General features: G+C 41.6%; 12 protein-coding genes and 1 pseudogene. 6 read left to right on the forward strand and 7 right to left on the reverse strand.

Translation table 11 applies throughout. The features are described 5' to 3' along the window. Nucleotides 1-42 precede the first annotated feature (42 nt). Nucleotides 43-135 (reverse strand): annotated as a pseudogene (locus tag ACS604_RS04935) (hypothetical protein); the annotation flags it as partial. Between the two features lie 61 nt (nucleotides 136-196). Between ACS604_RS04935 and glyA the strand changes: the two are divergent. Next, entirely contained in the window at nucleotides 197-1450 is a 1254-nt protein-coding gene (gene glyA / locus ACS604_RS04940; RefSeq protein ID WP_032052288.1) for a serine hydroxymethyltransferase, read from the forward strand. Between the two features lie 62 nt (nucleotides 1451-1512). Here glyA and ACS604_RS04945 read toward each other — a convergent pair whose 3' ends face one another. From ACS604_RS04945 to adeF, 3 genes are read right to left on the reverse strand one after another with little or no spacing between them, the layout of a single operon-like run. Further along, nucleotides 1513-2988 (reverse strand): efflux transporter outer membrane subunit, encoded by a 1476-nt coding sequence (locus ACS604_RS04945; protein ID WP_474770462.1) that lies wholly within the window; start codon nucleotides 2986-2988, stop codon nucleotides 1513-1515. A gap of 12 nt (nucleotides 2989-3000) precedes the next feature. Continuing rightward, a complete protein-coding gene (gene adeG / locus ACS604_RS04950) occupies nucleotides 3001-6180 on the reverse strand; it encodes a multidrug efflux RND transporter permease subunit AdeG (RefSeq protein WP_474770463.1) in 3180 nt (1059 codons plus the stop codon). A 6-nt stretch (nucleotides 6181-6186) separates the two neighbouring features. Further along, nucleotides 6187-7407, reverse strand: a complete 1221-nt coding sequence (gene adeF / locus ACS604_RS04955) for a multidrug efflux RND transporter periplasmic adaptor subunit AdeF (RefSeq protein ID WP_474770465.1) — start codon at nucleotides 7405-7407, stop codon at nucleotides 6187-6189. Nucleotides 7408-7607: 200 nt separating this feature from the next. Here adeF and ACS604_RS04960 point away from each other — a divergent pair, with 200 nt between their 5' ends. The 5 genes from ACS604_RS04960 to ACS604_RS04980 all read left to right on the forward strand — a co-directional run bounded on the left by ACS604_RS04960 (nucleotide 7608) and on the right by ACS604_RS04980 (nucleotide 11874). After that, a complete protein-coding gene (locus ACS604_RS04960; RefSeq protein WP_004791182.1) occupies nucleotides 7608-8636 on the forward strand; it encodes a LysR family transcriptional regulator in 1029 nt (342 codons plus the stop codon). Between the two features lie 175 nt (nucleotides 8637-8811). Further along, nucleotides 8812-9597, forward strand: a complete 786-nt coding sequence (locus tag ACS604_RS04965) for an ABC transporter substrate-binding protein (RefSeq protein WP_353157294.1) — start codon at nucleotides 8812-8814, stop codon at nucleotides 9595-9597. A 91-nt stretch (nucleotides 9598-9688) separates the two neighbouring features. Then, on the forward strand, nucleotides 9689-10378 hold the full coding sequence (locus ACS604_RS04970; protein ID WP_013197222.1) for an ABC transporter permease: 690 nt from the start codon (nucleotides 9689-9691) through the stop codon (nucleotides 10376-10378). After that, a complete protein-coding gene (locus tag ACS604_RS04975) occupies nucleotides 10375-11088 on the forward strand; it encodes an ABC transporter permease (protein ID WP_004791187.1) in 714 nt (237 codons plus the stop codon). Before ACS604_RS04970 ends, ACS604_RS04975 begins: the two co-directional genes overlap by 4 nt. Nucleotides 11089-11097: 9 nt before the next feature. Next, a complete protein-coding gene (locus ACS604_RS04980; RefSeq protein ID WP_474770468.1) occupies nucleotides 11098-11874 on the forward strand; it encodes an ABC transporter ATP-binding protein in 777 nt (258 codons plus the stop codon). A 75-nt stretch (nucleotides 11875-11949) separates the two neighbouring features. Here ACS604_RS04980 and abeS read toward each other — a convergent pair whose 3' ends face one another. The 3 genes from abeS to trhP form a co-directional block, all read right to left on the reverse strand. Then, nucleotides 11950-12279 (reverse strand): multidrug efflux SMR transporter AbeS, encoded by a 330-nt coding sequence (gene abeS / locus ACS604_RS04985; RefSeq protein ID WP_004791191.1) that lies wholly within the window; start codon nucleotides 12277-12279, stop codon nucleotides 11950-11952. Nucleotides 12280-12513: 234 nt separating this feature from the next. Continuing rightward, nucleotides 12514-12777, reverse strand: a complete 264-nt coding sequence (locus tag ACS604_RS04990) for a YfhL family 4Fe-4S dicluster ferredoxin (protein ID WP_151963224.1) — start codon at nucleotides 12775-12777, stop codon at nucleotides 12514-12516. Between the two features lie 2 nt (nucleotides 12778-12779). Beyond that, complete coding sequence (gene trhP / locus ACS604_RS04995; protein ID WP_474770471.1) at nucleotides 12780-14150, reverse strand: prephenate-dependent tRNA uridine(34) hydroxylase TrhP; 1371 nt, start codon at nucleotides 14148-14150, stop codon at nucleotides 12780-12782. Between the last annotated feature and the right edge of the window lie 54 nt (nucleotides 14151-14204).

Genomic DNA, 14204 nt, shown 5'->3' on the forward strand with positions numbered 1-14204 from the left:
GAAGAGAAAATTTAAAATATAAGCTTTAAAGCAGCTTTTTTATTGATTTATAAACAATGGCTCATTTTTTATAAAACTTGAGCCATTTTTATTTAAAACTGAGCTAACTTCATTCTGTTTAATTATAAAGTTCATGCTACAATATGTCGCAATCTTAGCACGGCTTAAAAGCCCTAATTTTATAGGACCCCCGCTAATGTTTGCCAATATTTCCATTTCTGAATTTGATCCAGAATTAGCTCAAGCAATTGCTTCTGAAGGTGAGCGTCAAGAAGCACATATCGAGTTAATTGCTTCTGAAAACTATTGCTCTCCTGCTGTGATGGAAGCGCAAGGATCAAAACTTACGAATAAATATGCAGAAGGTTATCCAGGTAAACGCTATTATGGCGGTTGCGAATATGTGGATATCATTGAGCAAATGGCGATTGATCGTGCTAAAGAACTTTTTGGTGCAGATTACGCAAACGTTCAACCACACGCTGGCTCACAAGCTAACTCTGCTGTTTATCTAGCGCTTCTTAACCCAGGCGATACTGTTTTAGGTATGAGCTTGGCTCACGGTGGTCACTTGACTCACGGTGCTAAAGTAAGCTTCTCTGGTAAAACTTATAATGCTGTTCAATACGGTCTAAACGCTGAAACTGGCGAGATCGATTATGAAGAAGTTGAACGTTTAGCATTAGAGCACAAGCCACGTATGATCGTTGCTGGTTTCTCTGCTTACAGCCGTGTTGTAGATTGGCAACGTTTCCGTGATATCGCGGACAAAGTTGGCGCTTACCTTTTTGTTGATATGGCTCACGTTGCAGGTCTTGTAGCTGCTGGCGTATATCCAAACCCAGTTCAAATTGCTGACGTAACTACAACTACGACTCACAAAACACTTCGTGGTCCACGTTCTGGTTTAATCCTTGCGAAAGCGAATGAAGAAATCGAGAAAAAACTTCAATCAGCCGTATTCCCTGGTAACCAAGGTGGTCCATTGATGCATGCGATTGCTGCTAAAGCAATCTGCTTCAAAGAAGCAATGTCTGATGAGTTTAAAGCTTACCAACAACAAGTTGTAAAAAATGCTCAAGCTATGGCTGAAGTGTTAATCGCTCGTGGTTATGACGTTGTTTCGGGTGGTACAGAAAACCACTTATTCTTGTTATCTTTAATCAAGCAAGATGTAACTGGTAAAGATGCAGATGCTTGGTTAGGTGCTGCTCACATTACTGTGAACAAAAACTCAGTTCCAAATGACCCACGTTCTCCATTTGTGACTTCTGGTATCCGTATCGGTACTCCAGCGGTAACAACTCGTGGTTTCGGTGAAGCTGAAGTTCGTGAACTTGCTGGTTGGATCGCTGACGTGATTGACAGCAAAGGTGACGAAAAAGTTATTGCTGACGTAAAAGCGAAAGTTGAAACTGTTTGTGCAAAATTCCCTGTATATGCACAATAAGTTGTAAATATAAAAAAAGCGCCGTATGGCGCTTTTTTTATATCAAGTTAATTAGATAAGAATTAACTTTCAGATTTTACCGATGACTCGGCATTATGCCAGCCACCACCTAATGAGCGGATTAAATTTACACTAGCCATCATTCTAGTGCCGTTAAGCTGTGCAGAAAGTTGCTCTTGTTGCAAAATAGTCCGGTCAGAGTCAATCACATCAAGATAGCTAATAGCACCTTCTCGATAACGTAAATGAGACAGCTGATTTGCATGACGAGAAGAAGAAAGTGCTTGGTTTTGAGCCTGAATTTGCTGATCGAGAATTCTTTGATCAGATAAACCATTTTCAACCTCGCGAAATGCATTCAATACAGTTTGGCGATAATTCGCAACGCTTTCCTCATAGGCAGCTCGCGCTTGAGCGACTCCAGCTTTACGTTGCCCGCCGTCAAATAATGGCAAAGATAAAATAGTGCCTGCGACTGGACCAAGTAAGAATGTACGGCTCGACCATTTACCTAAATCACCTAAAGTTGATGATTCATAACCGAGTGCACCTGTTAGATCCAGTTTTGGGAAGAAGGCAGCGCGTGCAATTCCAATACGCGCATTATCTGCTGCCATAGCACGCTCGGCAGCAGCAATGTCAGGTCGTCTTTCAAGTAAAGCAGAAGGTAAGCCTGCTGGCAGACGGAGGCTGTTTGCAGTTAAAGGTTCAATTGCCAAGCTAAACTCAGCAGGTGTTTTACCTAACAATACTGCAAGTGCATGCTCTGCATTGGCTCGGTTACGAGCAATGTTCAGTGCATTGGTTTGTGCTGTAGCAAGCTCGGTCTGTGCGCGAGAAACATCTAATTCACTGACTAAACCATTTCTAAAACGTGTTTGAACTAAGTCTCTTGTCTCGCCAAGCAGTTTAATAGTGCGATTATAAATTGCTTGTTCAGCATCAAGCTGACGAATGAGAAAGTAACCTTGGGCAACATCTGCTTGTAAGGCTAAAAGTGCCGACTGATATAAAGCTTCTTGTTGCTGTACATCAGATGTTGCTGCATTGACACTACTGGCGATTCGACCAAATAAATCGAGCTCATATGAAACATTTGCTTGAGCACGCCATAAGGTTTGTGCAGATGTATGAGCGTTATCATCTAAACCTAATGAAGCAGGAGAGGGTTTTTGACGAGTTGGGCCAAAGCCAGCACCAATATTTGGCAAACGTTCAGCTTGTGCTGCGGAACGTAACGCACGTGAAGCCTGAATATTAGCCGCTGCCGCTTTAAGGCTCTGGTTTCCAGAAATGGCTTGTTGTTCGAGCTCATTTAATTGAGCATCATTAAAAACACGCCACCATTCACCTCGAACCTGCTGATCGGCAGGTTGAGCAATTTTCCAGTTATTGTTTTCAAGTTTAGGGTCAGACTCTTTAAATTTGACGGGAACTATGACCTTTGCAGGTTGATATTCCGGTGCCAAAGAGCAGCCTGCAAGCAGCAGGCTTCCCATGAGTGAGGACAATAATAAGCTTTGTTTTGCTGTAGCCATCAAATGTCCTCCTTAATGATCATGTGGGGTAGATAAAGGTGCTTCATGAACTGCTGCCGAATGCAATTTATGTTTGCTGTTCAATGTGCGAATCAGGACATAAAAGGCAGGGGTCAGAAACAAACCAAACAGCGTTACACCGATCATGCCGAAGAACACGGCAATACCCATGGCATGGCGCATTTCAGAACCTGCACCAGTTGAAGTAACCAGTGGTACGACACCCATAATGAATGCAATAGAAGTCATTAAAATTGGACGTAAACGTAGACGACTTGCTTCAACAGCAGCTTTGAATGCAGTCGCACCTTGCATTTCAAGTTCCCGCGCAAATTCGACAATTAAGATGGCATTTTTACAGGCCAGCCCGACCAGTACCATCAGACCAATTTGAGTAAAGATGTTGTTATCTCCACCTGTTAGCCAGACTCCTGTCAGAGCCGCCAAGATACCCATTGGCACAATCAGAATCACGGCTAATGGTAAGGTGAGGCTTTCGTATTGTGCTGCTAAGACTAAGAAAACGAGTAATACACTAATTGGGAATACCCAGAGTCCTGCATTACCAGCCAAGATTTTTTGGTAAGTTAAATCTGTCCATTCAAACTTGATACCACGTGGTAGCGTTTGAGCAGCAATACGTTCAACCGCAGCTTCTGCTTGGCTAGATGAATAACCCGGTGCAGGCCCACCGTTAATATCGGCTGATGTGTAGCCGTTGTAACGCACTACCATTTCAGGACCATAAGTTTGAGTTACATTCACCAACGAAGATAACGGCACCATTTGTCCGGCACTGTTACGGGTTTTTAGCTGCAAAATATCTTCAGGGTTAGCACGGAAAGGTGCATCGGCTTGTGCTCGAACCTGATAAACACGTCCAAAGCGGTTAAAGTCGTTAACGTACTGAGAACCTAAATAAATCTGCATGGTGTTGAAAACATCTGTTACTGCAACACCTTGCTGTTTAGCTTTTACACGGTCCAGATCTACGTTTAGTTGAGGTACGTTAATTTGATAACTTGAGAACATTGGACCAAGTTCAGGAGCTGATTGTGCTGCTTTCATAAAGTTCTGTGCAGCATCATTCAGCGCTGAATAACCTAAGGCACCTCGGTCTTCGAGTTGGAGTTTAAAGCCGCCCATAGTACCTAAACCCATCACTGGTGGCGGTGGGAAAACCGCAATATAGGCATCTTGAATAGCTGAATATTTCTGGTTGAGAGCACCAGCAATTGCATTGGCAGATAAGTCTTTCGCCTTACGTTCATCGAATGGCTTTAAGGTTACAAAGACAATACCAGCGCTTGAGCTGTTGGTGAAACCATTAATTGATAGGCCAGGGAAGGCAACAGCACTTTCTACACCCGGCTGTTTAAGTGCAGTGTCACTCATTTTACGAATGACTGCTTCGGTACGATCTAATGAAGCGCCGTTTGGTAATTGAGCAAAGCTAATTAAATATTGTTTGTCTTGAGCTGGAACAAAGCCACCTGGAACAATATAAGAAATACCAATGGTTAGACCTAAAAGTGCAGCATATACACCCATTGCCGATGCTTTATGGGAGATAACACGACTTACGCCTTTACCATAGTTATCTGATGCACGGGTAAACACACGGTTAAACAGCGCAAAGAAACGTCCGAATACACAGTTCATAAGACGTGTTAATGCATCAGGTTTAGCATCATGTCCTTTCAGTAACATAGCTGCTAAAGCAGGCGAGAGCGTCAGTGAGTTAAATGCCGAAATAACAGTTGAAATGGCAATGGTCATGGCAAATTGTTTATAAAATTGCCCTGTTAAGCCTGTCATAAAGGCAAGTGGAACGAACACGGCAACCAGTGTTAAAGCAATGGCAATAATCGGCCCACTCACTTCTCTCATTGCGCGATAAGTTGCATCTCTTGGGCTTAAGCCTGCTTCAATATTCCTCTCGACATTTTCGACGACGACAATCGCGTCATCGACCACAATCCCGATGGCAAGTACCATCCCGAATAGTGATAGCGCATTGATTGAGTAACCAAAAGCGAGCATGAGCGCGAATGTACCAATAATTGAAACTGGTACAGCAAGCAATGGAATGATTGAAGCACGCCATGTTTGTAAGAATAAAATAACAACCACAACAACCAGTGCAATCGCTTCAAGTAAGGTATGAACAACCGCTTTAATACTTGCACGTACGAACTGAGTTGGGTCGTAAACAATGTCGTATTTAATTGAAGATGGAAAATCTTTTGAAAGTTCTTTCATCGTGCTGCGCACTTGATCAGAAACTTGTAAAGCATTCGCACCCGGTGCTTGGAAAATTGGAATCGCGACCGCTTGTTTATTATCGAGTAATGAACGTAAGCCATATTGTGAAGCTGCAAGTTCAACACGAGCAACATCACCTAAGCGAGTGACAGCACCATCTGGTGCAGTTTTTAAAATGATATCTGCAAATTCTTGCTCAGTCGTTAAACGACCTTGAGCGTTCACTGAAAGTTGTACAGGAGAATTAGTTGGCGATGCACCAATGGTACCTGCTGCAACTTGAATGTTTTGTTCGCGGATTGCACTCACAATTTCAGTTGCGGTGAGATTACGTTGCGCAACTTTTTGTGGGTCGAGCCACACACGCATCGCATAGTCACCCGAACCAAATAAACCGACTTCACCTACACCTTGTAAGCGCGCCAAACGGTCTTTTACGTTAAGCACCGCGTAGTTACGTAAGTAGGTCATATCATAGCGATTATCTGGCGAAGTCAGATGCACAACCATGGTTAAAGTCGGTGAGCTTTTTAACGTAGTGACACCTAAACGCTGTACGTCTTCAGGTAAGCGAGGCATGGCCTGAGATACACGGTTTTGAACCAATTGCTGAGCTTTGTCAGGGTCGATACCGAGCTTAAAGTTCACTGTAATGGTTAAGTTACCGTCACTGTTTGCCTGAGATTGCATATACAGCATGTCTTCAACGCCATTGATGGATTCTTCAAGCGGAGAAGCAACAGTTTCAGCAATCACTTTTGGATTTGCCCCCGGATATTGAGCACGTACGACTACAGATGGGGGAACAACTTCCGGATATTCTGAAATCGGTAATTTAAATACCGAAAGCAGACCAGCGAGTAAAATCAATACTGATAACACACCAGCAAAGATCGGCCGATCAATAAAGAATTTAGAAATATTCATATGTGATTAACCTTTTGCCGGAGTTGATGTTTTTTCTTTTGGCTGAGGTTGAGGAGTGGTGCTGCTCGCAGTGATTTGTGCATTTGGCATTGGAACAAGATGCGGGGTAACAGGGTCACCCGGACGAATCCGCTGTAAACCATTTACCACAATACGGTCACCCGCTTGTAATCCGCTATTTACGATTTGCAAGCCATCTTGTTGTGTGCCAAGTTTTACTTCACGGTAAGCGGTCTGATTTTTAGCGTCGACTACCACAACAAAACGTTTATCTTGATCGACGCCAACCGCGGTTGGACTAATCAAAATTGCTGAACGAGGTTGACCACCACCCAGACGGATTCGGGCATATAAACCCGGTAATAAAACTCCGTTTGGATTGTCGAAAGTCGCGCGGACACGAATCGTACCTGAGGTTGTATCTAGATTATTGTCGATTGAGTTGATGACTCCTTCACGAGAAAACCCAGTTTCATTGGCAAGCCCCATATAGACAGGAACTTGTGCAGAATTACGCTGATTACTGATGTATTTGAGGTAAGTTTGTTCATCAACATCGAAAGATGCATAAAGGCGAGATACAGAGACTAAACTTGTTAAAACCTGTGCTCCATTACCCGCAGAGACCACGTTGCCCACAGTCACTTCGGCACGAGAAATTCGACCGCTGACTGGTGCAGTAATACGCGTGTACTCAAGATTTAAACGTGCAGATTGAACGGCTGCTCTCGCGGCTTGCAGGTTGGCACTGGCTGAGCGTGCATCATTTTCAGCTAGATCTAACTCTTGACGAGATACAGCATTACTTTGAATTAAACGTTGAATACGAGAAAGATTAGAACCTGTATAAGTCACTTGTGCTTCAGCTGAAGCAAGTTGAGCTTGGGCACGATTGAGTTCTGCTTCGAAAGGACGTGGGTCAATGGTAAAAAGTAACTCGCCTTTTCTAACCAGACTGCCATCTTTGAAATGTACAGCAATGAGTTTACCTGAAACCTGAGGCCGAATATCGACTTGATCAATGGCTTCTAAGCGACCGGAATATTCTTGCCAATCGGTAATGGTTTTGCTAATGACATTAGAAATATCAACAGTAGCAGCTTGTTGGGCTGTTGTCGGTGCAGCTTTTGCATCGGCATTTTCATGTAAAAATATAAAACTGCCTCCTGTTGCTAAAATGGCAACAAAGATGGCAGACAGTGCGAACTGTTTGCGTGAAAATGACATGAGGTGCTCCTAATCATCTGGATACCTGTTTTCAGACTTTTAATTATGGTCCGTATGGGAGAAACAGGGTTTATGGGATGGACGGAGCATAAAAGTTTGTCAATCACGAATAAATATATTAAATTTGATAACACTATTCGTATTTTTATAACAATTGATGTGTTTGAATGAAAAATGCATGAATTGATAGGAGTGTGCGTGTGGATCTATTTCATGCGATGAGAGTATTTAACAAAGTTGTCGAAACAAATAGTTTCAGTTTAGCGGCTGACAGTTTAGGCCTACCGCGTGCTTCTGTGACTACAACCATTCAGGGTTTAGAAAAACATCTACAGGTTCGTTTATTAAACCGAACTACCCGTAAATTGAGTTTGACACCAGATGGGGCGGTTTATTATGAACGTTCTTCGCGAATTTTAGCCGATGTCGAAGACGTAGAATCAAATTTTCATGATTCGGAACGTGGACCGAGAGGCCGACTGCGTATTGATGTTAAAGCTTCGATTGGACGCATGATCTTAATTCCAATGCTCTGTGACTTCCATACACGTTATCCAGATATTGATTTGGTGATTGGAATGAGTGATCGTCCGGTCGATTTGGTACAAGATGCGGTGGACTGTGTCATTCGTATTGGTCAGTTGAAAGATTCAAGTTTGGTTGCACGTCGTATTGGAACAATTCAGTGTGTGACGGTTGCTGCACCGCGTTACTTGGCGGAACATGGCGAACCCAAAATTATTGATGACTTAAAAAAACATCAGGTTGTGCATTACTTTAACAGTCGTACCGGACGCAATATTGACTGGGATTTTATGGTAGATGGTGAAATTCATAGCGTTGGTGTGAAAGGTCGCGTTTCTGTCAACGATGGCGACTCATATGTTGATTTGGCTGTACAGGGGTTTGGCTTAATTCAATGTCCATATTATATGGTAGCTAAACATCTGGAAGATGGAACACTCAAGGAAGTACTCACTGAATGGTTGCCAGCACCTATGCCAATATCAGTCGTATATCTACAAAACCGTCATTTATCACCTAAAGTGCGCGTGTTTGTTGACTGGGTAGCTGAATTATTTGCAGGTTGTCCATTGTTGAGTGGTTGCTCAATGTTATGGGATCAGAAATGTGAATTTGCCAGTGCCAAAGAACATAACCATGAATATACGATTCGGACATTGGTCGAAAATGAAAATATGGCAGAAGCTTATACACTCAAAAATTAGCTTCATATTTTGAGTGATTTTTCAACATTTAATCAGTTAATACAATCCACTGTTTAGTCATCTTCATAAATCCTTAATTTACTGGTATAGAAATTGCAATTATTTCGGCAGAAGAGTAATTTAGAAATACTCAAATTTTTATCACCTTATTTGGATTTTAAGGAGAAGCTTCAAGATGGCAAGCTTTATGAAAAAAATGTTCGTTTCAACAACCTTAGTTTTGGCTGCTGTTGCAACGAATGTACAAGCAAAGGATTGGAAGGTGATTCGTTTTGGGACTGAGTCCTCTTATGCGCCGTTTGAATATAAAACACCAGATGGCAAGTTAACTGGTTTTGACGTTGATTTGGGTAATGCCATTTGTGCAAAACTCAAAGCCAAATGTGTTTGGGTTGAAAACTCTTTTGATGGGATGATTCCAGCACTTAAAGCGAAAAAATTTGACGGTATTCTTTCATCAATGACGGTGACTGATGAACGTGCGAAACAAATTTTATTTAGTAGCAAAATCTACAATACGCCAACACGTATGGTTGCAAAAAAAGGCTCACCGTTATTACCAACAGCTGCATCATTGAAAGGTAAGCGTGTAGGGGTACAACAGGGCACAATTCAAGAAACTTACGCTAAAGCTTATTGGGCACCAAAAGGTGTGAGCGTTGTTCCTTATCCAACTCAAGACTTGATTTACCAAGACATGATGTCTGGACGTTTAGATGCAACTTTACAAGATGCAATCATGGTTGATGGTGCTTTCTTAAAACAACCAAAAGGCAAGAACTTTACTTTTGTCGGTAGCAATGTGGTTGATGCAAAAACACTGGGTGTAGGCGCAGCGATTGGTTTACGCAAAGAAGATGCAGATTTGAAAGCGAATATTGATAAAGCTCTTGCAGCAATCATTGCGGATGGCACATACAAGAAACTCGAGAAAAAATATTTCTCCTTTAACATTTACTAATGATGTGAAAAATGTCGGCTGAGTGCCGACATTTTTAGATCTATTCTCATCTCATCAATATTAGATATTGTTTTTAAGGAGAAGATGAGTCATGTTTTTATCTGGCTATGGGCCACTCCTTCTCAGCGGAACATGGATGACCATACAGCTTGCGCTGTTGTCACTTTTGCTTTCTGTCATTATTGGCTTAATTGGTGCGAGTTCAAAACTCTCTAATATTAAAGCTTTACGTTATATTGCGACTGCTTATACCACGCTCATTCGTAGTGTGCCTGATTTGGTGATTATGCTGCTGTTATTTTATAGTTTGCAGTTAGGCTTAAACCAAATCACTGAAGCATTACAAATGGACCAGATTGATATCAACCCATTCGTGGCTGGTGTTATTACTTTAGCGTTCATTTATGGTGCATATTTTACAGAGACCTTTCGTGGTGCATTTCAATCGGTTCCAACGGGTCAAATTGAAGCAGCAATGGCCTATGGTATGACCCCTTGGCAGGTTTTTCGACGTGTTTTATTCCCTCAAATGATGCGTTTTGCACTGCCGGGTATTGGTAATAATTGGCAAGTTTTGATTAAGGCAACCGCACTTGTTTCCATTATTGGCCTGACTGATATTGTAAAAATTACGCAAGATGCGGGTAGAAGTACCATGCAATTGTTCTTTTTCAGCATCGTGGCTGCTGCGATTTATTTGGCAATTACCACCGTGTCGAACCTCATTTTAATGTGGCTTGAACGTCGTTATTCTGCTGGTGTGAGGAAGGGACAATTATGATTGAAATCCTTCAACAATATTGGCAGGCATACCTTTGGACCGATGGCCTACAAATGACCGGTGTCGCAATGACTGCTTGGTTATTGGTACTTTCTATTGGTATTGGCTTTGTGCTTGCTGTGCCTTTATCACTTGCACGAGTATCAGAAAATCTTTGGTTGCGTGGTCCAGTTTGGTTGTTTACCTACGTTTTTCGTGGCACGCCCCTGTACATCCAATTGTTGATTATTTACTCAGGTATTTACAGCTTTGATTACATCCATGAACATCAAACACTCGATGCATTTTTTCGAGAGGGCATAAATTGCACCATTTTGGCGTTCGCGCTCAATACTGGTGCATATACGATTGAAATCTTCGCTGGAGCGATTCGCTCTATTCCACATGGTGAGATTGAAGCTGCCCAAGCTTTTGGAATGTCAAAATGGAAACTCTACACACGTATTATCATTCCGTCGATGTTACGTCGTGCTTTGCCATTTTACGGTAACGAAGTCATTTTGATGTTGCACGCGACAACCATTGCATTTACAGCCACTGTTCCAGATATTTTGAAAATTGCGCGTGATGTAAATGCGGCAACCTATGACACCTTCAATGCTTTTGGAATTGCCGCGGTGTTATATGCGATGTTGGCATTCATTTTGATTTGGATATTTCGAAAGTTGGAAAAACGTTGGTTGGCATTTTTAAAGCCATCGAATCATTAGGAGACATAAATGGAACACGTTGCAAAACTAGTGATTCGTGATTTACACAAAACATTTGGTGATCATGAAGTACTGAAAGGAATATCACTTGATGCAAATGCTGGCGATGTAATTAGTATTATTGGTTCATCCGGTTCAGGTAAAAGCACTTTGCTGCGTTGTATCAACTTTTTAGAACAACCAAGCAATGGCACCATTAAACTCAATGGTGAAAAATTACGCACAGTCTTTGATAAAAAAGGCAATTTAAAAGTGGTTGATGCAAAGCAACTACAAAAAATGCGTACTCAACTGATGATGGTGTTTCAGCACTTTAATTTATGGTCACACATGACAGTGCTTGAAAATGTCATTGAAGGGCCAATTCATGTGCTTGGGGTGAAGCGTGCTGAAGCCGAAGAGCGTGCGCGGAAATATCTACGCAAAGTTGGATTGCCTGAAAGCGTTGAGAATAAATATCCAGCATTTTTATCTGGTGGCCAGCAGCAACGTGTAGCGATTGCTCGTGCTTTGGCAATGGAACCGGAAGTGATGCTATTTGATGAGCCAACCAGTGCACTTGATCCGGAGCTGGTGGGTGAAGTACTCAAGGTTATGCAGAGTTTGGCTGAAGAAGGCCGTACCATGATTGTGGTGACACATGAAATGGGTTTTGCACGTCATGTGTCTAATCAAGTGATTTTCTTGCATCAAGGGAAAATTGAGGAGCAAGGCCATCCTGATGAAGTACTCAACAATCCGAAAAGTGAGCGTTTAAAACAATTTTTGACTGGCAGTTTGAAATAAGCTGCTCATACCGAGTAAGGTGAAATTTTTTAAAAAAGGATTTGCATCTTACTCGGTTACTTTTTTAATTATATTTTATAGATGAGTATTTTTAGAAAACACATTAATAATCACAATACCTGCAATCATCAAAGTAAGACCAATACAGGCCGCCAAGTCTAAATGCTGTTTGTAAAATATCCAGCCAATTGCAGAAATTAAAATAATACCCGCGCCCGACCAAATGGCGTATGCAATTCCGATCGGAATCGTTTTTAGTGTAAGGGACAATAAATAAAAAGCAATTGCATAGCCCACAACTGTAATGATGGATGGAATGGGAACAGTAAAACCTTGAGATGCTTTTAAAGCTGAAGTTGCAATGACTTCACAAGCAATCGCAATTGCTAAATAAAGATAAGACATGGAGAGCTGCGCCAGAATGAGTTTTAATCAATCTACATGAAATGTTGAAATGGTTTGGCAGTTTTAACGATTGTTTAATTTTTTTGGTACAAAATTACCAGTAAATCAAACTGAACTGATAAATTGATTTTATCACTAGCAAAGTGTTCTCAGCTATTTATTCATTTATTTAATCATTGAGCTGCATAGTCATTTAAGAGGATCTGCGACTTTAGCCTGATCCTCGATAGTCTTTCAAGAAATAGATTCGCCGAGTAAATTTAACCCTTTAAATTTCTCTAGCAGTTGCTCTTTATTTTCAATATGCGCAGGGTCTGTTTTTATGCAATCGATTGGACAGACCGCCTTACATGTTGGGGCATCGTAAAAGCCTACACACTCGGTACAACGAAGTGGATCAATTTCATAAACTTTGCTCCCTTCAAAAATGGCGATGTTAGGGCATTCAGGTAAGCACATATCACAGTTAATGCAGTCACTGGTAATCAAAAGCGCCATGTTTAACTCGCTGAATAAGCCAATGTAGATGCAGTAATACTTTCTTTCGCATGCGGCAAATTGCGTACGAGTAGGGCATAACTGATATCAACATTTTGTGAGAGTGGAATTTCAACGAAATGCCCAGAACCTTTAGCATCTGTAATCGGGTTACCTTTTAAATCACGCATTTCGGTTAAGGTAAAGGTGATGTTGCCTTGAGGTGTCATGAGTTCAAGTGAGTTGCCAACCACAAAACGGTTTTTCACCTCAATGCGAATATAATCGCCGTGACGTTCTAAAACCTCTCCACAAAATTGTTGGTAGTCAAAATGTGATGAACCATCAGCATAGTTTTGATATTCGCTATGGACATGACGTCTTAAAAAACCTTCGGTGTAACCACGGTTTGCCAACCCTTCGAGCTGAGCCATTAAGCTTGGGTCAAATGGTTTGCCTGCTAAAGCATCATCAATGGCTTTTCGATAAATTTGAGCAGTACGAGCACAATAAAAATAGGATTTAGTACGGCCTTCAATTTTCAGTGAAGCAACGCCCATTTTGGTTAAACGATCTACATGTTGTACAGCACGTAAATCTTTGGAGTTCATAAAATAGGTGCCGTGTTCATCTTCTTCGGCAGCAAACATTTCTTCATCATTGCGTTGTACAAGCAAAGTTTGAGCTGAAGTTGTCTCTGATTGTGCTGATGAGCAGCAAGATTTTTCAGGTTTATTGAGCTGAGTGACTGGAATAACATCGCCGTTTGCATCTTCTTGAGCTTCATGCAATTTATAGTCCCAACGGCAAGCATTAGTACATGCACCTTGGTTGGCATCACGTTTGTTCATATATCCTGAAAGTAGGCAACGGCCTGAGTAGGCCATGCATAGTGCGCCATGTACAAAAACTTCGAGTTCAATATCTGGCACGTGTTGCTGGATTTCCTCTATTTCTTCTAATGACAACTCACGAGATAAAATCACACGGCTTAAACCGTAATTTTTCCAAAATTTAACAGTGGCCCAGTTAATGGCGTTGGCTTGGACAGATAGATGAATTTGTACTTCTGGGAAATGCTCACGCACCATCATAATTAAGCCTGGGTCAGACATAATAAGAGCATCTGGTTGCATAGCCACAATCGGTTCAAGATCGCGAATAAAGTTTTTTAATTTGCTGTTATGTGGTTGGATATTCACCACAACATAAAACTTTTTACCTAAAGCATGCGCTTCATCAATCCCAATTTTTAAGTTGTCATGATCAAAAGCATTATTACGCACACGTAAACTGTAACGTGGTTGGCCTGCATATACGGCATCTGCTCCATAGGCAAATGCATAGCGCATGTTTTTTAGTGAACCTGCGGGAGAGAGGAGTTCGGTTTTCATAAAATAAAAGGCATAAAAAATATATGGCTTTATTTTATTAACTCTGTATTTTTG

The organism is Acinetobacter sp. Li1LvA2 (assembly GCF_056156705.1).

Coding starts and splice junctions, on each gene's coding strand:
- ACS604_RS04965 (WP_353157294.1), top strand. CDS start 8,812: ATGGCAAGCTTTATGAAAAAAATGTTCGTTTCAACAACCTTAGTTTTG.
- adeF (WP_474770465.1), bottom strand. CDS start 7,407: ATGTCATTTTCACGCAAACAGTTCGCACTGTCTGCCATCTTTGTTGCC.
- trhP (WP_474770471.1), bottom strand. CDS start 14,150: ATGAAAACCGAACTCCTCTCTCCCGCAGGTTCACTAAAAAACATGCGC.
- abeS (WP_004791191.1), bottom strand. CDS start 12,279: ATGTCTTATCTTTATTTAGCAATTGCGATTGCTTGTGAAGTCATTGCA.
- glyA (WP_032052288.1), top strand. CDS start 197: ATGTTTGCCAATATTTCCATTTCTGAATTTGATCCAGAATTAGCTCAA.
- adeG (WP_474770463.1), bottom strand. CDS start 6,180: ATGAATATTTCTAAATTCTTTATTGATCGGCCGATCTTTGCTGGTGTG.
- ACS604_RS04980 (WP_474770468.1), top strand. CDS start 11,098: ATGGAACACGTTGCAAAACTAGTGATTCGTGATTTACACAAAACATTT.
- ACS604_RS04990 (WP_151963224.1), bottom strand. CDS start 12,777: ATGGCGCTTTTGATTACCAGTGACTGCATTAACTGTGATATGTGCTTA.
- ACS604_RS04945 (WP_474770462.1), bottom strand. CDS start 2,988: ATGGCTACAGCAAAACAAAGCTTATTATTGTCCTCACTCATGGGAAGC.
- ACS604_RS04975 (WP_004791187.1), top strand. CDS start 10,375: ATGATTGAAATCCTTCAACAATATTGGCAGGCATACCTTTGGACCGAT.
- ACS604_RS04970 (WP_013197222.1), top strand. CDS start 9,689: ATGTTTTTATCTGGCTATGGGCCACTCCTTCTCAGCGGAACATGGATG.